Origin of the sequence: Streptomyces marokkonensis (assembly GCF_039539045.1) — a bacterium.
In the GTDB taxonomy this organism is placed as follows: domain Bacteria; phylum Actinomycetota; class Actinomycetes; order Streptomycetales; family Streptomycetaceae; genus Streptomyces; species Streptomyces marokkonensis.
Window position 1 is genome coordinate 47,661 of the sequence record NZ_BAABCQ010000020.1, and the last position, 20,551, is coordinate 68,211.

Sequence of the window (20,551 nt, forward strand, 5' to 3'; positions counted from 1 at the left end):
CCGCCTACCAGATCGCCTCGACCCACTCCGGGTGGTCGACGAACGGGTTGCGGTTGTGCTGGTAGGAGTCGTAGATGACCTGGTTGCGGCGCTCCTCGAAGGCGTCCGGCGGGTCCTCGTCGTTCCACGCCTTCAGTACGGAGAGCTTGCCGATGTACGGGCTGCTGCCGTTGTCGACGCTGCCGTTGACCTCCAGGTCGGCCCAGCCGTCGCCGCCCTCGTAGCGGACCGCCATGTAGAAGATCATGCGGGCCACGTCGCCCTTGACGGCGTCACGGGGTTCGAAGGAGTCGGAGTCGGTGAGGCTGCCGCCGCCGTCGGTGAAACCGTCGCCGCCGTTGTCGAAGTCCTTGTTGCCCCGGACGCTGTTGACCCGGACGTCCTCGGGGCGCAGGTGGTGGATGTCGGTGCCGGGACCGGTGGAGGTGCCGAAGTCGCCGTGGGACTTGGCCCACACGTGCTCCCGGTTCCAGTCGCCGCTGTCGCCGCCGTTCAGCGACTTGCTGCGGGAGAGGCCCGAGTAGAGCAGGATCACGTTGCCGCTGTCGGCCGGGTCCTGGTCGGTGGTCCTCAACGCGTCCCAGACCGCCGAGTACGAGAGCTTCGTCTGGTCGCTGATGATCGTGTGGAGCGAGGACTTGAGGTCGGCGCCCGTCTTGCCGACCGCGTCCTTGTAGTACGTCGAGTCGTAGTCCGAGGCCGTGGCTGTCGCCGTGGACGTCGTCGCCGTGGCCTCAGTCGCGCTCAGGGAGGGGGCGGCGAGGCCGGCCAGGACGGCGGCCGTGGCAAGGGCCACCGCTTTCCGGCGCCGTATGCGTATCGCGAGCATGTGGGGTGTCCGATCTACGCGTGTTGAATGGAGCGGTTCAACGAGCGTGACATGGACACGTGGGAGGTGGGTGTACGGAGGGTGACGATTCCGTGACGGCGCTCACCGGCAGGGGTGGCTAGAGGGTGCTGTGACTCAAGTACCGGGTGTGCCGGGGGTGTTGGTGGTCAGGCGACGTCCGACGGGTCCAACGGGTATATGGCCGACATGTCTTCCGCCCGCGAGGTGGAATCCTCTCGTGCCGCAGTCATCGCCTCCGGGGAAACCCGGCGATGCGGCGTCACGACCGAGGCCGCCTCACCTTCGCCAGAGCACCTTGGCCCTCCGCTCGCTGCCGAACCCCAGGCCGTGCCGATAGATCTCGGCCACCCAGTACCGGCCGTCGTTACCTCGAGCGAAGACGCCCGAGTCAACGAGGAAGTCGGCTTCGGTCACGTTGAGCCCCACCTCGTCGAGGGAAAAGGGAACGGTAACGGGTTCGCGGACCTGTTGGAGCCTGCTCAGCAGGTCACCGATCTCCTGGCTCTCGTCCTGAATCGCACTGATCTTGACCCTGCTGCATTCGAGCAGGGCCTTCCTCATGGCGCTCGGCACGAGTACGCGGTCCTCCCAGGACACCTGTGGGATCGACTGACGTGCTGCCTGGGCCAGGAACACCACGACGTCCCGGGCCTGGACCTGGTCCTTGAAGTCACCGAGAGCCGCCGGCACCCAGAGGTGGGAGCGGGCCTCCTTGGACTTCTCCGTTCCCATCTTCCACCCCCATACAGGGATGAGAGCGTCCACGAGCGCGTCGTAGGAGAGCTCTGCGATCTCGGACTCGGCCATGGGCGTGGGCAGGGCGTCGGCGTGAGCGGTGACCCAGAGTGCCAGCCGGAGAGCCTCCTCCTTGTTCCAGCGCAGTGCGTAGGGCTCGTAGCGAGCGAGTAGTTGCTCACTGTTCTGGTGGACGGCTCTCTTCACCAGGTCTCGGCGCACGAAGACGACGAGTCCGAGCGGGCGCCCCCGCAGCGAGCGCAGCCAGGCGAGCACATCGATCAGCAGCACACGCAACGCGGTCCGCTTGACCTCCGTATTCAGCGATTGCAGCAGATCTTCGAGCCCGTCCACGACGAACACCGCTCGTGACCGCCTACTGAGTTCCGTGAGTGAGGCTTCCGCGTCTCGGCCCTCTTTGGGAGGTACTCCGGCGGCGATGGCCAGGCACTCCAGCCACAGGTGCCGCCACCCGATCTCGTCTTCGGCACCGAGACGGGAAAGGCCTTCCCTCAGCCGGTCCTTGATCTCCTGCGAACTCCCGGTCTCCTCGACCGGAGCGCCGTGCGAGGCGGCGAACGCGTCCCTGAGATCCTGAGTCGTCAGATCGTCGTTGTCGAGGTTGTCCGATTCCAACACGGGTACCACGGGCAGCGTCAGGCTCACGTCCTTGATGCCTGACTGTTCCGCGAACGCGCTCCACGTCCTGGCCGCGCACGCCTTTGCGTACATGAACGTCTTGCCGGCCCCCTTGGCACCGACAACGAGAGCCAGGGGAGGGTCTGTGCGGTGGTCTCCCAGCAATCGCCGCAGCGGATCTGTGGCGAGGAAGCCGCTCGCGGACGACATGCCCTTGCGCTCGGCGTAGATGAGCGGTTGCGCGGTGTCGGCGAGGCGTTGGCGCAGTTCCGCGTAGTCCACCTCCGGCCGGCTCTCGGCCGTATCCGGCTGAGGGATGGGGACGGGCGCGGGCACGATCGAGTCCAGGACATCGGACAGTTTGCAGCTCTCAAGCACTCGCAGCACTGCGTCCCATGATGAGGGAAGCGCGAGCAGCTCTTCCCGGAAGGGGCTGAGCAGAGGTCGGGAGAGGATGTCGGTGTCCACCTCGGCCGTGTCGCCGGGGTCCGTCTCCGTGGCTGTCTCCAGCGGGCGCAACGAGGAGAGAAGCGCGTCACTCAACTCGGCCCGCGCCTGTTCGGCCTGGGCTTCGTGCACGTCTTGCCGATACTGGGTAATGATCACGGAGCTTGGCGGATCGGTACCCTCCAGGGCAGGGGCTCGACGCCCCAGTTGCCGCAGCAGCGTTTTGGTACCTTCGAGGGACTGATGGCTGAGCGTGGTGACGAAGACACGCTGCACGCGCGGGTCGAGCAGCACGGGGGCGGAGAGTTCGGACGCCCCGGCGCGCAGGTCCAGGACCACGGTGTCCGCTCCGGTCCGTACGGCGAGAGCGGCGAGTGCCTCCGTCAGGAAGTACGGGGAGCGCCCGGGCGTCAGCAGATCTGCCGGCTCGATGCGCGGTGGGCCCAAGTGCGTCCGCCTGGTAGTGGGGACCACGGTCACCCGCCCTCCGCTCACGAATCGTCCGACCTGCTGGTTCGGGAGATACGCGGCCGCGATGTCGACGGCTGCGGACCAGCCTCCGTCCTCTGACCCCTGAAGCAGGGCGATCAGGTCCTCGTACGAGAAGTCGAGCTGTCCGCCCTGGGCCCTGTGCATCCATGTGATGCCCGGTGCCTCCAGGTCCGAGTCGATCAGCAGGACGTTGCCGCCTCTGCGGGCGATCGTCTCGGCCATGGCGACGGCGTGCACGGTGCGGCCCACCCCGCCCTTGAAGGAGTGGAACGCCAGGATCTGCACGTCCCCGGGGAAGTGCTTTGCGAGTGGACGCTCCAGTGGGTGCGCCAACTGGGCAGTGATGTGCTTCTCCCGGAGCAGGGGGAGGCGGCGCGGCTGGTCCGCGTTCTCCGGCTCGGGACTGAGGATGACGGGAATGCCGGTGAAGTCGGGGGTTCGCGGGTCGTCAAGCTGGAGCATGAGGGTGCCGTCATGCCATTCGGTCGATCCTGTCCCGAAGACCTCGTCCAGCCAGCTTTTCGCCACCTCGGCTCGCGTGTCACAGGAGACGACGAGTTCCAGGCCGTCCCACCAGCCGTCCGCCGCTCGGAGCCATTCGGGCCAGCGGTCGTCAGCGGCCAGGGCCGACAGATGCTCATCGACGTCCACCCAGGTGAACAGGTGTTCCGGGGGCGTCAGCCCTTCCAGGTCCAGCAATCCGGCCACGGCCTTGTACTCTCCTAGCCCTTAGTCTCGCTCGCACCACGTGATCAGCGCCCGGAGGGCTTCCGTCGCTTCCTTCTCGTCGGTCCCGTCAAGCTTCGCACCATAACGCCACGCCTGATGGAGGTCCGCCAAAGCGACGGACGTGCCTGCGGGCGCGTGCAATCGGCAACTGCGGAGCTTGCTGAGCAGCTCGTCCAGGGCCCGGGGGAGATTCAGCTCTTTGGCAAGCCTGCGGAGGTCGTGGGTGGGTTCCAGACCGTTGGTGTCGCGAAGCCCCCTGCGGACCAGAAGGCGTTCCTTGAGGCCGCATTCGGCGGCGTAGAACAGCAACAGCCCCACAGCGGCCGGGTCATCCCCCTTGTTCAGCGCCACCACCGACTCGGCCGAACCTCGTAGCTCATCTCGTCTCTTCTTGCGCCTTGGCCCCCACCTGAAGCACCATGAGGGCATCCTTCCAGGATTCCGCGGCGACTATCCACCGAACTCCCGCCAACGCCCGTGCCCTCGACGACATCGAGGGCATGACGGGAGCACCTCGGCCGCCGCGTCCGCGTACGCCGTGCCCCGGCGCTTGGCCGTGCCCAGGTGCCGGTACGTCCTCCCCAGCCGGTGCACGAAGACGGTCCGTGGCCGCTTCGCGGCCTCGGAGCGTGCCGCGTCCGGCTTCTCGTCCTCGCCCGCGAGCACCCGCAGCGGGTGCGGGTGCTCGCGTAGAACCGCCCCCCACCGGTACGCGTCACCGTCCGCCACGGCTCTCCCCTCCCGCCCGGCCCCACCGGGCTCCGCGTGGCACCGACCACCCGGGCCGGGCGCGCCGTGAACTTCGCCGCCGCGGGATGAAATCCCCGCTCGCAGGCGTTGGAGGCTTCCGGTAGACCAGGTGAGCAGGACGACCGACCGGAGGGCACGGCGTGGACGCGCAACGGGGATGGGCACGACGACTGGCGGGCTACGCCTGGCGCTACCCCAAGGACGTGGTCCTCGCCCTCGGCGCCTCGCTGGGCGGCATGGCCGTCATGGCCCTGGTCCCGCTGATCACCAAAGTGATCATCGACGACGTGATCGGCGACAAGACCAGGGACATGGCCGTCTGGGCCGGTCTCCTCATAGGCGCCGCGGTCGTCGTCTACGCCCTCACCTACATCCGCCGCTACTACGGCGGACGGCTCGCCCTCGACGTCCAGCACGACCTGCGCACCGACATGTACGGGACGATCACCCGGCTCGACGGGCGGCGCCAGGACGAACTGTCCACGGGGCAGGTCGTCGGGCGGGCGACCAGTGACCTCCAGCTGATCCAGAGCCTGCTGTTCATGCTGCCGATGACCATCGGGAACGTGCTGCTCTTCCTGATCTCTCTGGTGATCATGGCGTGGCTGTCCCTGCCGCTCACGCTCGTCGCCCTCGCCGTCGCCCCCGCGCTGTGGTTCATCGCCCGCCGCAGCCGCACCCGCCTGCACCCCGCCACCTGGTACGCCCAGGCCCAGGCCGCCGCCGTCGCGGGCGTGGTCGACGGCTCGGTGAGCGGCGTACGTGTCGTGAAGGGCTTCGGTCAGGAGGAGCAGGAGACCGGGAAGCTCAGGGAGGTCGGGCGCAGGCTCTTCGCCGGGCGGCTGCGGACGATCAGGCTGAACGCCACCTACACCCCCGCGCTCCAGGCCGTTCCCGCCCTCGGCCAGGTCGCCATGCTCGCCCTCGGCGGCTGGCTGGCCGTACGCGGGAACATCACGCTCGGCACCTTCGTGGCCTTCTCCACCTACCTCGCCCAGCTCGTCGGCCCGGTCCGCATGCTCGCCATGGTGCTCACCGTCGGCCAACAGGCCCGCGCCGGCACCGAGCGCGTCCTGGAGCTGATCGACACCGAGCCCGGGATCGAGGACGGCACCAGGGAGCTGCCCGCCGACGCTCCGGCGACCGTCGAGTTCGACGACGTCGCCTTCGACTACGGAACGGGGCCGGACTCGGGGAAGAGCAGGCCGGTCCTGGACGGCCTCTCCTTCGAGATCCGCGCGGGCGAGACCCTCGCCGTGGTCGGCTCCTCCGGTTCCGGCAAGTCCACGGTCTCGCTGCTCCTGCCGCGCTTCTACGACGTGACGCGCGGCGCCGTCCTCATCGGCGGCCACGACGTGCGCGAGCTGACCCTGGACTCGCTGCGGGCCGCCATCGGGCTCGTACCCGAGGACTCCTTCCTCTTCTCGGACACCGTGCGCAGCAACATCGCGTACGGCCGTCCGGACGCCACCGACGAGGAGATCGTGACCGCCGCCCGGGCCGCGCAGGCACACCGGTTCATCACCGAGCTGCCCGACGGCTACGACACCACCGTCGGCGAGCACGGCCTGACCCTCTCCGGCGGCCAGCGCCAGCGTGTCGCCCTGGCCCGTGCGATCCTCACCGACCCCCGGCTGCTGGTCCTCGACGACGCCACGTCCGCCGTGGACGCCCGCGTCGAACACGAGATCCACGACGCGCTGAAGCAGGTCATGCGGGGCCGCACCACGCTCCTCATCGCCCACCGCCGTTCCACCCTGAACCTCGCCGACCGCGTCGCCGTTCTCGACCGGGGCCGCCTCGCCGACCTCGGCACCCACGAGGAGCTCCAGGAGCGCTCCGCCCTCTACCGGCGCCTGCTCACCGACCCCGACGAACTGGGCGGAGTGTCCCCGGGACACGCCCGGCCCACCGCACCCGCCGAGGACACCTCGGTACGGGACGAGCTGGACGCCGAGTTCGACGCCGAGCGCGGCCTCACCCCGCGGCTGTGGACCGGCGACCGCGTGCCCAAGGACACCGCTCTCGCCGGGACCCCCGCCACGCCGGAACTGCTCGCCCAGGTCGACGCGCTGCCCCCGGCCGACGGGACCCCGGACATCGACGAGACACGGGCCGTCGAGCCGGAGGAGTCGTACGGCCTGCGCCGCCTGCTGCGCGGCTTCCGCACCCCGCTGCTGGTCAGCCTCGCCCTCGTCGCCGTGGACGCCGGCATGGGCCTGCTGCTGCCGGTGCTGATCCGGCACGGCATCGACGAGGGCGTCACCCAGACCGCGATCGGCGCGGTCTGGGCGGCCTCGCTGCTGGGCCTGCTCGCCGTGCTCGCCCAGTGGACGGCGCAGACCGGCGAGATCCGCATGACCGGCCGGACGGGGGAGCGGATCCTGTACTCGCTCCGGCTGAAGATCTTCGCCCAGCTCCAGCGGCTCGGCCTCGACTACTACGAGCGCGAGCTGACCGGCCGGATCATGACCCGGATGACGACGGACGTGGACGCGCTGTCGACGTTCCTGCAGACCGGACTCGTCACCGCGTTCGTCTCGGTCGTCACCTTCTTCGGCATCATGGTCGCCCTGCTGGTGATCGACGTGGAGCTCGCGCTGATCGTCTTCGCGACCCTGCCGCCGCTGATCGTCGCCACCTACTTCTTCCGCAGGGCCAGCGTGAAGGCGTACGAACTGGCCCGGGAACGGGTCTCCTCGGTCAACGCCGACCTCCAGGAGTCGGTGGCCGGGCTGCGGATCGTGCAGGCCTTCGGGCGCGAGCACGACGGCGCGCGGCGGTTCGCCGAACGCAGCGACAGCTACCGGCAGGCCCGCATCCGGGGCCAGTGGCTGATCTCGGTCTACTTCCCGTTCGTGCAGCTGCTGGCCTCCTCCGCCACCGCCGCCGTACTGATCGTCGGCGGCACGCGGATCGACAACGCGACGCTGACGACCGGCGCGCTGGTGGCGTACCTGCTCTACATCGACCTGTTCTTCGCGCCCGTCCAGCAGCTCTCCCAGGTCTTCGACGGCTACCAGCAGGCGTCCGTCTCCCTCGGCCGCATCCAGGAACTGCTGCGGGAACCGACCTCGACCAAGGCCTCCGAGAAGCCGCTCGACGTCGCGTCCCTGCGAGGCGAGATCGCCTTCGAGGACGTGCACTTCAAGTACGGGGGCGCCGACGAGGCGGACGCGGCACTCACCGGCATCGACCTGCGCATCCCCGCCGGGCAGACCGTCGCCTTCGTCGGCGAGACCGGCGCGGGCAAGTCGACCCTGGTCAAGCTGGTCGCTCGGTTCTACGACCCGACGGGTGGACGGGTGACCGCCGACGGGCAGGACCTGCGCACCCTCGACCTCACCTCCTACAGGCACCGCCTGGGCGTCGTCCCGCAGGAGGCGTACCTCTTCCCCGGTACCGTCCGGGACGCCATCGCCTACGGCCGCCCGGACGCCACCGACGCCCAGGTGGAGGCGGCGGCGCGGGCGGTCGGCGCACACGAGATGATCGCCACGCTGGAGGGCGGCTACCTCCACGAGGTCGCCGAACGGGGCCGCAACCTCTCCGCCGGACAACGGCAGCTGATCGCGCTGGCCCGGGCCGAGCTGGTCGACCCCGACGTACTGCTCCTCGACGAGGCGACGGCGGCCCTGGACCTGGCCACCGAGGCACAGGTCAACCAGGCCACCGACCGCATCGCGGGCCGCCGTACGACGCTCGTCGTCGCGCACCGGCTGACCACGGCCGCCCGCGCCGACCGCGTCGTCGTCATGGACGGTGGGCGGGTCGCCGAGGACGGCACGCACGACGAGCTGCTGGCCCTCGACGGACGGTACGCGCGACTGTGGCGGACCTTCGTCGGCGCGGCCGAGCCGGAGGAGCCGGTCGGCGCGCTGCACTGACACTCGCGCAACCATTCGGCACCCGCCGCGCGTCCGTACACCCGTACGTCGGTGATCGCCGTACGACGGAGGCGGAGGGGACCGCGGTGGGCCAGGCTGGTGCTGGGATACGCAGGCGGCTGGCGCTCGGTACGGCCGTGCTGACGGTGGCCGGGCTGCTCGCCGTCGCGGTGCCGCAGGAGGCACGGGCCGCCGCGTCGTGCCCGGGCCGCAAGGTGCGCACGCTGCAGTTCGCCACCGGGTCCGTCCTCGTCCACAAGCGCGGCGGCTACGTGTGTGCCGTCACCGTCCCCAGAAAGCCCGGTACCAAGCGGCAGATGTCCGTCAGTGCGCAGGCGCGCGGCGGTCGGCCGGTCGTGGACGCGGGGCGGTTCGCCTACCGGGCGGGGCCGGTGACCGTGCACGCCGGTACCCGCTGCGTGCGGGTGAAGGGCACGGTGTCCGGGCGCTCGGCCGGCTCCGGCTGGATCCTCTGCTGAACCGGCTCCCGGCGGCCGTCTCCTCGACTCCTTCCTCAACTCCTTCCGCGTCTCCCCTGGTGTGCGGGTGTCCTGCTCCGATAGCTTCCGGCGCACATCTGTTTCACAGGGAGGGTGCATGCGCAAGGCGCTCAGATGGCTGCTGGCGCTCGTGGTGCTCGTGGGCACCGTCAGCACGGCGGGCGCGGCCACCGCCGCCGAGCCGAAGGCCGTCGACATCAAGGACAGGCTGCTGTCCATACCGGGCATGAGCCTGATCGAGGAGAAGCCGTACACCGGCTACCGCTTCTTCGTCCTCAACTACACCCAGCCGGGTCGACCACCGGCGCCCGCACAAGGGCACGTTCCAGCAGCGGATCACCGTGCTGCACAAGGACGTGAACCGCCCGACGGTCTTCTACACCGGCGGCTACAGCGTCTCCACGAACCCGAGCCGCCGCGAGCCGACCCAGATCGTGGACGGCAACCAGGTCTCCATGGAGTACCGCTACTTCACCCCGTCCCGGCCCGAGCCGGCCGACTGGTCCAAGCTGGACATCCGGCAGGCGGCCGGCGACCAGCACCGCATCTTCAAGGCGCTCAAGCGGATCTACTCCGAGAACTGGATCTCCACCGGCGGCTCCAAGGGCGGCATGACCGCCACCTACTACGAGCGTTTCTACCCTCGTGACATGGACGGCGTCGTCGCCTACGTCGCCCCCAACGACGTGGTGAACCGCGAGGACTCCGCCTACGACCGCTTCTTCGCGCGCGTCGGCACCGAGGAGTGCCGCGACCGGCTGAACGGGGTGCAGCGCGAGGCGCTGGTGCGCCGGGCGCCGCTCAAGGAGAAGTACGAGGCGTACGCGGCCGAGAACGGCTACACCTTCGACACCATCGGCAGCCTCGACCGCGCGTACGAGGCCGTCGTCCTCGACTACGTCTGGGGCTTCTGGCAGTACAGCACCGTGAAGGACTGCGCCGGCATCCCGGCCGACGCCGAGAACGCGACGGACGACGAAATCTGGAACTCCGTCGACACGATCTCCGGCTTCTCCTTCTACACGGACCAGGGCCTCGCCCCGTACACGCCGTACTACTACCAGGCGGGCACGCAGCTGGGCGCGCCGACGATCCACTTCCCGCACGTCGAGAAGAAGTACATCCGCTACGGCTACCAGCCGCCGCGCAACTTCGTGCCCCGGTCGATCGACATGAGGTTCGAACCGTGGGCGATGCGCGACGTCGACCGCTGGGTGCGGCACAACGCCGACCAGATGCTGTTCGTCTACGGGGAGAACGACCCGTGGGGTGCCGAACCCTTCCGACTCGGGCACGGCGCGCGTGACTCCTACGTCCTCACGGCGCCGGGCATGAACCACGGAGCCAACGTCGCCGGTCTGGTGCCCGAGGAGAAGGCCCTCGCCACGGCCCGCATCCTCGACTGGGCGGGCGTCGCCTCCGCCGAGGTCCAGGAGAACCCGTCGGCGGCCAGGCCGCTGGCGACGTTCGACGCCGAACTGGACGAGCGGGACGTGCAGCGCGAGCCGACGCTGCGCCCGTAGGACGGTGGTTGTGACCGGCCGCCGGTGGGGCGTGAGCCCCTGAGGTGCTCACAGCGGCCGGGCACAACCCACCGGGCGTTCGCCGCCGAGGCGGACGTAGAGAGCGGTCGAGGCGGGGCAGTCCGCCCGGGCGGCGACCGCCTCGACCACTTCGAACTGTGGCTTCTTCTTGCCCGTGCCGTCGCACGCGGTCTCGCGGACCTTGCCGCTCCCGGCGTCGTAGACGCAGTCGCCGACGATGGTGCGCGGGCCGCCTCCGCCGCCCGGATCGCCGGGGTGCGGCGGCTGGAGCTTGCGCATGCAGGCGTAGCCCTGGGGCACGGTTCCGTCGCCGTCCTCGTCGGCGGAGGGACGCTGCTCGCTGATGTGCAGTACGAAGTCGGTGGTGGCGGGGCACGGCGGCCCGTCCTCCGCGCGGCCGTCCTCCCGTGCCACGACCCGCGCCGCAGCCCGCTCACTGCCGCACGGCACCTCGGTGAAACTGACCGTCCCGAACGAGCTGCACTCGTCGATCGCCAGGAACACCGCCCCGTACCCGGACGGCCGGACGGCGCCCGGGGCGGACCCCGACGCGCCCTCCCCGCCGAGCCGACCGGTCGTGCCCCCGTTCACGCCTCCGTTCCCGTTCCCGTTCCCGCCACCGTCCCCGCCCGCCAGGCCCGACGGGCTCTGGCAGCCCGTCAGCAGCGCAGCGCACAGCGCCGCCAGTGCGCAGAACACCCCCACGGTCCATCTCTCACGCATCGCCGTCCCCCCGGGTCCCCGGTCCAGCGTGACCCGCCGCGGCGGGTCACGCCAGACGCGCGGGGTGCATTGCGCACGCGCGCCGGGAGCGCCCCCGGCGCGTGGCGTAGACCGCGCTACGTCCTACGACAGCCCTACGACCGGTACGACAGCCCGTGCCCGAGGGGGAACAGCACCGTCTCCGGATCGTCCGCCCGCACCACCGGCACGGGCAGCTTCCCGCGCGGCCGTACCCGCCCGGCGATCACCCGGGCCGCCGCCCGTACCTCGACGTCGGTCCAGGAGTAGGCGGCGAGGTGGGCGGGGACGTCCGGCAGCTGGGCCACGTCGTACGGGTTGCGGACCGCGACCGCGACGACCGGCTTCCCCGTTTCCAGCAGCCGTGCGACCAGGGTGCGCTGACTGCTGCCCTCGGTGACGTTGTACGTGGCGACCACCACCGCGTCGGCGTCCCCGGCCGCCGCGACCGCGCGGTCGATGACGGCGGCGGACGGGGCGGTGCCCGTGGACAGGGCGGTGGCCGTGAAGTCCAGCTCCGTCAGCTCACCCGCGAGAACGCCCGTGGGAGGCCCGGTCGTGCCCGAGGGCGAGGCCGGGTCGGCGCCCACGACGAGCACCTTGCGATGCTCCCGCCGGGACAGCGGAAGCAGCCGGCCCTCGTTGACCAGCAACGTGGTGGTCCGCTCCGCGATCCGGTCGGCCGCGGCCAGGTGACCGCGGGTGCCGACGGTGCGGTCGACGTCCCGCCGGCTGGTGTAGGCGTCCTGGAACAGCCCCAGCTTCGCCTTCAGCCGCAGTACGCGCAGGATCGATTCGTCGAGCCGCGCCTCGGTGAGTTCGCCCTCCCGCACGGCCGTCAGGACCGCGTTCCAGGCGAGGTCCAGGTGCGGCGGGTTGAGCAGCTGGTCCACGCCCGCCTTCAGCGCCAGCACCGGCACCCGCTCGTCGCCGTACTTGGTCCGTACGCCCTGCATGCCGAGTGAGTCGGTGACCACGACGCCGTCGTAGCCCAGCTCCTCGCGCAGGATGCCGGTGAGGATGGGGCGGGAGAGGGTGGCCGGGTCGCCGGAGTCGTCGAGCGCCGGGACCATGAGGTGGGCGGTCATGATCGCGTCGATACCGGCGTCGATGGCCGCGCGGAAGGGCGGTGCGTCCAGTTCCTCCCACTGCGCGCGGCTGTGCGTGATCACCGGGAAACCGGTGTGGCTGTCGGTGGCGGTGTCGCCGTGCCCGGGGAAGTGCTTGGCGCACGCGGCGACCCCGGACCGCTGGTACCCCGTCACCTCGGCGGCCACCATCCCCGCCACCGCCCGCGGGTCGGCGCCGAAGGACCGTACGCCGATCACGGGGTTGGCCGGGTTGACGTTCACGTCGGCGACGGGGGAGTAGTCCTGGCGGATGCCCATCGCGCGCAGCTCGGCGCCCGCGACCCGGCCGAGGGCACGGGCGTCGGACCGCGACCCGCCCGCGCCGACGGCCATCGCGCCCGGGAAGAGGGTCGCGGGCGCGCCCACGCGGGCCACGATCCCGTACTCCTGGTCGGTCGAGATGAGCACGGGAAGGCCGCGCGGCAGCTCGAGCGACGCCTTCTGGATGCCGTTGGACAGGCCGGCGATCTGGTGCGGATCGCGGGTGTTGTGCGCCCAGGCGAAGTAGATGACGCCGCCGACCCGGTACTTGGCGACCAGCTCGGCCGCGGTGCGGACGCCGATCTCCTTCAGGTTGGCGTCGATGTCGGCCTGGTCGGGGTCGGTGGCGGAGTGGCCGTAGACCCGCATGACGAAGAGCTGGCCGACCTTCTCCTCCAGCGTCATGCGGGAGATGAGAGCGCGGAGCCGGTCGTCGTCGGGCCTGCGGGCGTCGGCGTGCGCGGTGCCGCCGCCGGCCGCCAGGGCCGCGGTGACGACCGCGGTCGCGGTGAGGACGGTACGTCTGGAGGGGTGTGCGGTGCTTCCCGGGCCGGCCGTGCTGCTGTGGTGCACGTGCGCTCCTTCCGGAGTGATCCGCTGGGGAATCGCTGGCGAGCTGCTGAAGGAAACTTCCAAGGAGTCACCAATATCCGGGAAGTTTCTGCCAGTCAAGGGAGCGCACAGAAGTCGTCAGGAGTCGTCGGAAGCCGCGTGGGACGAACCGGGAGGGGCCGCCGTCGGCGCTGGGGAGGGGGGCGCGCCGACGGCGACGCTGCCGGCCGCGGTACGGCTGGAGAGGGTGGTCAGCGATCGCAGCCAGCAGCGAGGCCGACACCGCACCGCGAAGACTCTCCGGCAGCGTGCGGGTTGGACGGCCGGGGCGGGGGAGGGGTTCCCGGTCCGGCCGGGTTTCCCGAAGTCGGTACGCGTGGGGTCGCAGGGGCGCGTGAGCACCGCGGGCAGCGGGCGCGAGAGGGCGGCGCACCCGCCCGCCCGGAAATCGTTGGACGGCCGCCCGCACCGGCGGAAAGAATCCGGCAGGTGACGTTCGCATTGAAGGGCCCCGCCCTCGAGGGCACGCTGGTACGACTGGAGCCGCTGGGCCCGCAGCACGCGGCCGACCTCGCGGTGGCCGCGGAGGAGGAGCGCGGTACCTACGCGTTCACGTGGGTGCCCCGGGCCGACGAGGTCGGCGCCTACATCGACGCCCAGCTGGCCCGGGCGGCCACGGGACGGTTGGCGCCCTACGCGCAGGTGTCCCTCACCACCGGCCGGGCGGTCGGCGCCACCTCCTACTGGGAGCCCCGCTCCTGGCTGACGGACGACGCCCTCGACGCCATCGAGGTCGGCTTCACCTGGCTGGCCCGCTCGGCGCAGGGCACCGGTGTGAACGCCGAGGCCAAGCTCCTCCTCTTCCGCCACGCCTTCGAGGTCTGGCGGGTGTCCCGGGTCGACCTCAAGACCGACGCCCGCAACAGCCGTTCCCGCGCCGCGATCGAGTCGGTCGGCGCCCGCTTCGAGGGCGTCCTGCGCAACTGGTCCCGCTCCTGGGCGCCGGGCGAGGAGGGCCGGTTGCGCGACTCCGCGATCTACTCGGTGACGGCGGCGGAGTGGCCTCGGTGCCGGGAGCGGATGGAGCACCGGGTGCGGTCCGCGTCGTCGCCGTCCCCGCCGCTGTCCCCGTCCCCGTCCCCGTCCGAGTCTCCGTCTCCGTCGAGGCCGCCGTCCCCGCCCCCGTCGACGGCTCCCTTCCTGTCCCCGGTGACGTGACGTCCCCGCTCACGCCGCGTCGCTGAGCAGCCGGGCGAGGTGTTCGCGGCCCGCGTCCAGCAGCTCGGGCAACGGGGCGGCCGACTCGTACCACCGCTTCTCGTACTCCCAGCACAGCCAGCCGTCCCAGCCGTGCCGGGACAGGACGTCCACCACCTCGGTGAGCGGCAGCACGCCGGAGCCCAGCGGCAGCGGGGTCGTGTCGTCGGTGGAGGCGATGTCCTTGACCTGGACGTACCCGAGGTGCGGGGCGAGGGCCAGGTAGCTCTCCGCGGGCTGCTCGCCGCCCAGCCAGGTGTGCATCACGTCCCACAGGGCGCCGACCCGGCGGTGCCCGACCAGACCGAGGACGCGCATCGCGTCGGCCCCGGTGCGGTGCGAGTCGTGGGTCTCCAGCAGGATGCGTACGCCCAGGTCGGCGGCGTACTCGGCGGCAGTGCCCAGCCGTCGGGCGGCCGTCGCGTCGGCCTCCTCCACGCTCTGCTCGGTGCCGCCGCCGGGGAAGACGCGGACGTACGGGGCGCCCAGGTCGCGGGCCAGGTCCAGCAGGCCGCGGATCTCGGCGAGCACGGCGTCGTCGTCACCCGGCGCGGCGACCCGCGCGTACCCGGCGAGGCCCAGCAGCTCGACGCCGGCCTCCTTGAACCCGGCCGTGACCGCGGCCCGTTCACCGGGAGCCAGGCCCGGGTGCACCGGTTCCTCCGGGTGGGCGCGCAACTCGACACCGTGGTAGGCGTGCGCGGTCGCCAGACCCAGCACGTCGGTCAGGGGCAGGCCGGGGACACCGAGGGTGGAGAACGCCAGCTTCATGACCACGGAGCGTACCCGCCACCACCTCCACCACTCCTCCCGCCGGCCGGGTGTCGCCGCCCCGACCCGTCCGGCGCTTGCTCAATCGCCGGACGGGCCGGCCCAGCCCGTCCGGCGCTTGCTCAGGGGCGTGGCGCGGGCCGACCCAGCCCGTCCGGCGTTTGAGGACGAGGCCGTTCAGGCCGAAGCGGGGGCCTGGGGGCGGCAGCCCCCAGCGAGGCTCACACCAGTGCGGGGCGCCCCGAAAACACCGGCGCACCTACGGACGCGGCCCTCCGGAGGACCCCCGCACCATCAACTCCCCCCGCACCATGGCGATCCCCCCGGGCGGCTCCTCCTCGCGGCCCATCGCGATCCGCCCCGCCCGCGCCCCCGCCTCCGCCAGCGGCAGCCGGACCGTCGTCAGCGCCGGCACCGCGTCGATGCTGAACGGCAGGTCGTCGAAGCCGGCCACGGAGACGTCGTCCGGAATCCGCAGCCCCGAGTCGCGCAGCGCGGCGCACGCGCCCAGTGCCACGGAGTCGTTCGCGGCGACGACCGCGGTCAGGCCCGGGTCCCTGCGCAGGAGTTCGAGCGTGGCCTCGTAACCGGACTGCCGGTCGTAGCGGCCGTGGACCGTCCAGCGGGGGTCCTCCTCGATACCGTGCGCGGTGAGCGCGGCGCGGTGGCCCTCCAGTCGGTGCCGGGTCGTGGTGCGCTCCTGGGGGCCCGCGATGTAGCCGAGCCGGCGGTGGCCGAGCCCGATGAGGTGATCGGTCAGTTCCCGGCCGCCCCCGCGGTTGTCGAAGGTCAGCGCGATCGCCCCGGTGTCCGGCGCGGGCGGCCGTCCGCACAGCACCACCCGCGTCCCGGCCTCGGCCAGCTTGCGCAGCTTCGCCGCCACCGCGGCCTGGTGGGCCGCGTCCTCCATCGCCCCGCCGGTCAGCACGACGGCCGCCGCCCGCTGCCGTTGCAGCAGGGTGAGGTAGGTCAGTTCGCGCTCAGGGGCGCCGCCGGTGTTGCAGACCACGGCGAGTCTCTCGCCGCCCGCCCTGCCGCCCGGCCCGCCGATCTCGGACTGGATCGCGCCGGCCATGATGCCGAAGAAGGGGTCGGCGATGTCGTTGACCAGGATGCCCACCAGGTCGGACGTCGCCGCCGCCAGCGCGCTCGCGGGCCCGTTGAGCACGTAGTCCAGGTCGTCGACGGCCTTCAGCACCCGTTCCCGGGTGGAGGCCGCCACGGGGTAGTTCCCGTTCAGCACGCGCGACACCGTCGCGGGGGAGACCTGGGCGCGGGCCGCCACGTCCGCCAGTGTCACCGTCATGTCCTCGTCCTCCGCCTCGCGCCCGTGCCGTCGTCTCGTCCCGGGTGACCTTACGGCCACGGCCCGCCGTTGTTCGCCCCCTCGAACAACTCGCCCACGGCACGGTCTTGTCCAGACCACCGCCCACAGGCTAGCTTCGTATCGTTTAGAAAGCGCTTGCTGCGCCGCAACATCTCTCACTCATCGCTCGTACGAAGGGAATGACGTGACACGCAAGACGGTGCGTATCGCCATGAACGGTGTGACCGGACGCATGGGCTATCGCCAGCACCTCGTCCGCTCCATCCTGGCCCTCCGCGAACAGGGCGGCCTCGACCTCGGCGACGGCACCGTGCTGTGGCCCGAGCCGATCCTGGTCGGCCGCCGCGAGCACGCGCTGAGGGCGCTGGCCGAACGGCACGGCCTGGAGCACGTCTCGACGGACCTGGACGCGGTCCTCGCCGACGACAGCGTCGAGATCTACTTCGACGCCCAGGTGACCTCCGCCCGCGAGGAGGCGATCCGGAAGGCGATCGCCGCGGGCAAGCACGTCTACACCGAGAAGCCCACGGCCACCGGCCTCGACGGAGCCCTCGAACTCGCCCGCCTCGCCCGGGCCAGGGGCATCAAGCACGGCGTCGTCCAGGACAAGCTCTTCCTCCCCGGCCTGCTCAAGCTCAAGCGTCTCATCGACGGCGGCTTCTTCGGCCGGATCCTGTCCGTGCGCGGCGAGTTCGGCTACTGGGTCTTCGAGGGCGACTGGCAGGACGCCCAGCGCCCCTCGTGGAACTACCGTGCCGAGGACGGCGGCGGCATCGTCGTCGACATGTTCCCGCACTGGGAGTACGTCCTGCACGAGCTGTTCGGCCGCGTGAAGTCCGTCCAGGCGCTCACCGCCACCCACGTTCCTCAGCGCTGGGACGAGAACGGCAAGCCGTACGACGCCACCGCCGACGACGCCGCGTACGGCGTCTTCGAACTCGACGGCGGCGCGATCGCCCAGATCAACTCCTCCTGGGCCGTGCGCGTCAACCGCGACGAACTCGTCGAGTTCCAGGTCGACGGCACCGAGGGCTCCGCGGTCGCCGGACTGCGCAACTGCCGCGTCCAGCACCGTTCGGCCACGCCCAAGCCGGTCTGGAACCCGGACATCCCCGCCACCGAGGTCTTCCGCGACCAGTGGCAGGAGGTCCCGGACAACGGCGACTTCGACAACGGCTTCAAGGCCCAGTGGGAACTGTTCCTGCGCCACGTCTACGCCGACGCCCCCTACCACTGGGACCTGCTGGCCGGCGCCCGCGGCGTGCAACTCGCCGAGCTGGGCCTGAAGTCCTCCGCCCAGGGCCGCCGCCTCGACGTACCGGAGGTCGCGCTGTGACCCTCCACCTGCCCGGCGCGAACGGCACCCTGCGCGCCTACGAACCCCGCACCGGACCGCCCCTCGCCCTCTCCTCAGGAAGCGCTTTCTCCTCCCGTACGGTCTTCTCGGCCGCGCACGTCGTCGCCGACCCGTACGCGGACACCACCCCCGACGGACCCGCCGCCGTCGACTGGGACGCCACCCTCGCCTTCCGCCGCCACCTGTGGTCCCACGGACTCGGCGTCGCCGAGGCGATGGACACCGCCCAGCGCGGCATGGGCCTGGACTGGGCCTCGGCGGCGGAGCTGATCCGCAGGTCCGCCGCCGAGGCGAAGGCGTGCGGCGGCCGCATCGCCTGCGGCGTGGGCACCGACCAGCTGACCACCGGCACCCTCGCCGAGGTCCGGACGGCCTACGAGGAACAGCTCGCCGTGGTCGAGGAGTCCGGCGCCCGGGCCATCCTGATGGCCTCCCGCGCACTGGCCGCCGCGGCGCAGGGCCCGGACGACTACCTGGACGTCTACGGCCACCTCCTGCGCCAGGCCACCGAGCCCGTGATCCTGCACTGGCTCGGCCCGATGTTCGACCCGGCCCTGGACGGCTACTGGGGGTCGGCCGACCTCGACGCGGCCACCGACACCTTCCTCGAGGTCATCGCCGCCCACCCCGACAAGGTCGACGGCATCAAGGTCTCCCTCCTCGACGCCCAGCGGGAGATCGACCTGCGCCGCCGCCTCCCGCAGGGCGTGCGCTGCTACACCGGCGACGACTTCAACTACCCCGAGCTGATCGCCGGCGACGAGCAGGGCTTCAGCCACGCCCTGCTCGGCATCTTCGACCCGCTGGGCCCGCTGGCGGCCGAGGCGGTCCGTGTCCTGGACACGGGGAACACGGAGGGCTTCCGCGCCCTCCTCGACCCCACCGTCGAACTCTCCCGCCACCTCTTCCGGGCCCCCACTCGCTACTACAAGACGGGCGTGGTCCTCCTCGCCTGGCTCGCGGGCCACCAGAGCCACTTCACGATGGTCGGCGGCCTCCAGTCGGCCCGCTCCCTGCCCCACCTGGCCCGCGCCTACGAACTCGCCGACGGCCTGGGCCTGTTCTCGGACCCGAAACTGGCGGAGGAGCGCATGCGGAACCTGCTGAACCTGTACGGAGTGAACCAGTGACCGACACGGCGCCCGACCTGACGCGTTTCAGCATCAACCAGATGACGGTCAAGCAGCTCTCGCTGCCCGAACTGACCACCGCCTGCCGCGACCTGGGCGTCGGCGGCGTCGGCCTGTGGCGCGAACCGGTCCGGGCGTACGGTGTCGAGGCGGCGGCGAAACTGGTCCGCGACGCGGGCCTGACCGTCACCACCCTGTGCCGCGGCGGATTCCTCACGGCCGTCGACCCCGGCGAGCGCGCGAAGGCCCTGGCCGACAACCGTCGCGCCGTCGACGAGGCCGCCGCTCTCGGCACCGACACCCTGGTCCTGGTCTCGGGCGGCCTCCCGGCGGGCAGCAAGGACCTGGGCGCGGCCCGCGAACGCATCGCGGAGGCGCTCGCGGAACTGGCCCCCTACGCCGAGGAGCACGGAGTGAGACTGGCCATCGAGCCGCTGCACCCCATGTTCGCCTCGGACCGCTGCGTGGTCTCCACCCTCGCCCAGGCCCTGGACCTCGCCGAACGCTTCCCGGCCCACCAGGTCGGCGTCACCGTGGACACGTACCACGTCTGGTGGGACGACCGGGCGCCGGAGCAGATCGCACGGGCGGGCGCGGCGGGCCGCATCCACACCTTCCAGCTCGCCGACTGGACCACCCCCCTGCCCGAGGGCGTCCTCAACGGCCGCGGCCAGATCGGCGACGGCGCGATCGACATGCGGGAGTGGAAGGCGTACGTGGAGGCGGCCGGCTACACCGGCGCGATCGAGGTCGAGCTGTTCAACGAGGGGCTGTGGGCACGGGACGGACGGGAGGTACTCGCCGAGACGGCGGCACGGTTCGCGGAGCACGTCGTCCAGCCGCACGGTGGGTGACCGGTCCGCCAAGGGCTCGGCGTCGGGAAGAGGTTTCTCCTCCGGGGGCCGGGTCCGCATCCGGTTCGTAGTACGCCGAGGCGCTCCGCCGCCGGCATCGACCACCCGCCGACACCCTGCGATGGCGGCGGGCCGACCTCCATGGCCTCAGATGGTCGGGGTGTCGTCCACAACCGGCCTGTGAATCTCGACGACCGGCTTCCATCCCGCGGAGAACTCGATGAAGTCCGCACGGGTGGGGTAGGTGTCGATCGCGCGACGGTCACGCTTGGGGCTGTCGCTTCCCTTGCGTCCCCGGGGAACCTGCTCCTCGAAGATGTCGACCTTCACGTCGGGAACCTCCTTGAGGCCCTGGCGCCAGATCTGCACGACGTCGGCGCCGAACGCCTGTCGGGCCGCAGCGTAAAGGGCGGTGAGGGCCCCCTTGTCCCCACCGGGGACGAAAAGCGCCAGGTCCAGCACGACACCGGCGGTCTGGAGGACTTCGATGGTCACCGAGCCGTTCTCGTCGGCCAAGTAGACTCCGGCTTCATTCTCGTCGTCGGGAAGGCAGGAGATCTCTTCCTGGAATGCGGTTCGCGCCGTGATCAAGCCGCCC

The 20,551-nt window shown here is 71.3% G+C and carries 15 protein-coding genes and 1 pseudogene; 7 read left to right on the forward strand and 9 right to left on the reverse strand.

The window, feature by feature from the left end; genetic code table 11:
- Positions 1–4: 4 nt before the first annotated feature.
- The 4 genes from ABEA26_RS07620 to ABEA26_RS07635 all read right to left on the reverse strand — a co-directional run bounded on the left by ABEA26_RS07620 (position 5) and on the right by ABEA26_RS07635 (position 4,621).
- A complete protein-coding gene (locus tag ABEA26_RS07620; protein WP_345590387.1) occupies positions 5–829 on the reverse strand; it encodes an endonuclease I family protein in 825 nt (274 codons plus the stop codon).
- A 297-nt stretch (positions 830–1,126) separates the two neighbouring features.
- Positions 1,127–3,871: a KGGVGR-motif variant AAA ATPase gene (locus ABEA26_RS07625; protein ID WP_345590388.1), complete on the reverse strand. Its 2,745-nt coding sequence runs from the start codon at positions 3,869–3,871 to the stop codon at positions 1,127–1,129.
- 21 nt (positions 3,872–3,892) lie between these two features.
- Positions 3,893–4,246 carry a hypothetical protein gene (locus ABEA26_RS07630; protein ID WP_345590390.1) on the reverse strand — a complete coding sequence of 118 codons (354 nt, stop codon included), beginning with the start codon at positions 4,244–4,246 and terminating at the stop codon, positions 3,893–3,895.
- A 96-nt stretch (positions 4,247–4,342) separates the two neighbouring features.
- A complete protein-coding gene (locus ABEA26_RS07635; RefSeq protein WP_345590392.1) occupies positions 4,343–4,621 on the reverse strand; it encodes a hypothetical protein in 279 nt (92 codons plus the stop codon).
- A gap of 161 nt (positions 4,622–4,782) precedes the next feature.
- Between ABEA26_RS07635 and ABEA26_RS07640 the strand changes: the two genes are divergently transcribed.
- The 3 genes and pseudogenes from ABEA26_RS07640 (at position 4,783) to ABEA26_RS07650 (ending at position 10,552) form a co-directional block, all read left to right on the forward strand.
- Positions 4,783–8,529 (forward strand): ABC transporter ATP-binding protein, encoded by a 3,747-nt coding sequence (locus ABEA26_RS07640; protein WP_345590393.1) that lies wholly within the window; start codon positions 4,783–4,785, stop codon positions 8,527–8,529.
- An 86-nt stretch (positions 8,530–8,615) separates the two neighbouring features.
- Positions 8,616–9,008, forward strand: coding sequence for a hypothetical protein (locus ABEA26_RS07645; RefSeq protein WP_345590395.1), 393 nt, complete (start codon positions 8,616–8,618; stop codon positions 9,006–9,008).
- 118 nt (positions 9,009–9,126) lie between these two features.
- A pseudogene (locus ABEA26_RS07650) lies at positions 9,127–10,552 on the forward strand (S28 family serine protease).
- 48 nt (positions 10,553–10,600) lie between these two features.
- Here the strand turns inward: ABEA26_RS07650 and ABEA26_RS07655 are convergent.
- Positions 10,601–11,296, reverse strand: coding sequence for a hypothetical protein (locus ABEA26_RS07655; RefSeq protein WP_345590396.1), 696 nt, complete (start codon positions 11,294–11,296; stop codon positions 10,601–10,603).
- Positions 11,297–11,430: 134 nt separating this feature from the next.
- A complete protein-coding gene (locus ABEA26_RS07660) occupies positions 11,431–13,278 on the reverse strand; it encodes a glycoside hydrolase family 3 protein (RefSeq protein ID WP_345590397.1) in 1,848 nt (615 codons plus the stop codon).
- Between the two features lie 468 nt (positions 13,279–13,746).
- Here ABEA26_RS07660 and ABEA26_RS07665 point away from each other — a divergent pair, with 468 nt between their 5' ends.
- Entirely contained in the window at positions 13,747–14,475 is a 729-nt protein-coding gene (locus ABEA26_RS07665) for a GNAT family N-acetyltransferase (protein WP_345590398.1), read from the forward strand.
- A gap of 9 nt (positions 14,476–14,484) precedes the next feature.
- Here the strand turns inward: ABEA26_RS07665 and ABEA26_RS07670 are convergent, their stop codons facing one another.
- Positions 14,485–15,285 (reverse strand): sugar phosphate isomerase/epimerase family protein, encoded by an 801-nt coding sequence (locus ABEA26_RS07670; RefSeq protein WP_345590399.1) that lies wholly within the window; start codon positions 15,283–15,285, stop codon positions 14,485–14,487.
- Between the two features lie 259 nt (positions 15,286–15,544).
- On the reverse strand, positions 15,545–16,591 hold the full coding sequence (locus ABEA26_RS07675) for a LacI family DNA-binding transcriptional regulator (RefSeq protein ID WP_345590401.1): 1,047 nt from the start codon (positions 16,589–16,591) through the stop codon (positions 15,545–15,547).
- A 205-nt stretch (positions 16,592–16,796) separates the two neighbouring features.
- Here ABEA26_RS07675 and ABEA26_RS07680 point away from each other — a divergent pair, with 205 nt between their 5' ends.
- Genes ABEA26_RS07680 through ABEA26_RS07690 form a run of 3 tightly spaced genes read left to right on the forward strand, consistent with a single transcriptional unit; the run spans position 16,797 to position 19,953 of the window.
- Entirely contained in the window at positions 16,797–17,948 is a 1,152-nt protein-coding gene (locus ABEA26_RS07680; protein WP_345590403.1) for a Gfo/Idh/MocA family protein, read from the forward strand.
- Positions 17,945–19,099, forward strand: a complete 1,155-nt coding sequence (locus ABEA26_RS07685) for a dihydrodipicolinate synthase family protein (protein WP_345590405.1) — start codon at positions 17,945–17,947, stop codon at positions 19,097–19,099. The genes ABEA26_RS07680 and ABEA26_RS07685 overlap by 4 nt, the downstream gene beginning before the upstream one ends.
- A gap of 41 nt (positions 19,100–19,140) precedes the next feature.
- Entirely contained in the window at positions 19,141–19,953 is an 813-nt protein-coding gene (locus ABEA26_RS07690; RefSeq protein ID WP_345590410.1) for a sugar phosphate isomerase/epimerase family protein, read from the forward strand.
- 147 nt (positions 19,954–20,100) lie between these two features.
- On the opposite strand, the gene ABEA26_RS07695 is transcribed toward ABEA26_RS07690, so the two are convergent.
- Positions 20,101–20,551: hypothetical protein (locus tag ABEA26_RS07695; protein WP_345590406.1), on the reverse strand; the 451-nt coding region annotated here is incomplete at its 5' end.

Bases quoted from the DNA above. Each gene is read 5' to 3' on its own strand.
- ABEA26_RS07620 (WP_345590387.1), bottom strand. From the start codon at position 829: ATGCTCGCGATACGCATACGGCGCCGGAAAGCGGTGGCCCTTGCCACG.
- ABEA26_RS07655 (WP_345590396.1), bottom strand. From the start codon at position 11,296: ATGCGTGAGAGATGGACCGTGGGGGTGTTCTGCGCACTGGCGGCGCTG.
- ABEA26_RS07670 (WP_345590399.1), bottom strand. From the start codon at position 15,285: ATGAAGCTGGCGTTCTCCACCCTCGGTGTCCCCGGCCTGCCCCTGACC.
- ABEA26_RS07675 (WP_345590401.1), bottom strand. From the start codon at position 16,591: ATGACGGTGACACTGGCGGACGTGGCGGCCCGCGCCCAGGTCTCCCCC.
- ABEA26_RS07690 (WP_345590410.1), top strand. From the start codon at position 19,141: ATGACGGTCAAGCAGCTCTCGCTGCCCGAACTGACCACCGCCTGCCGC.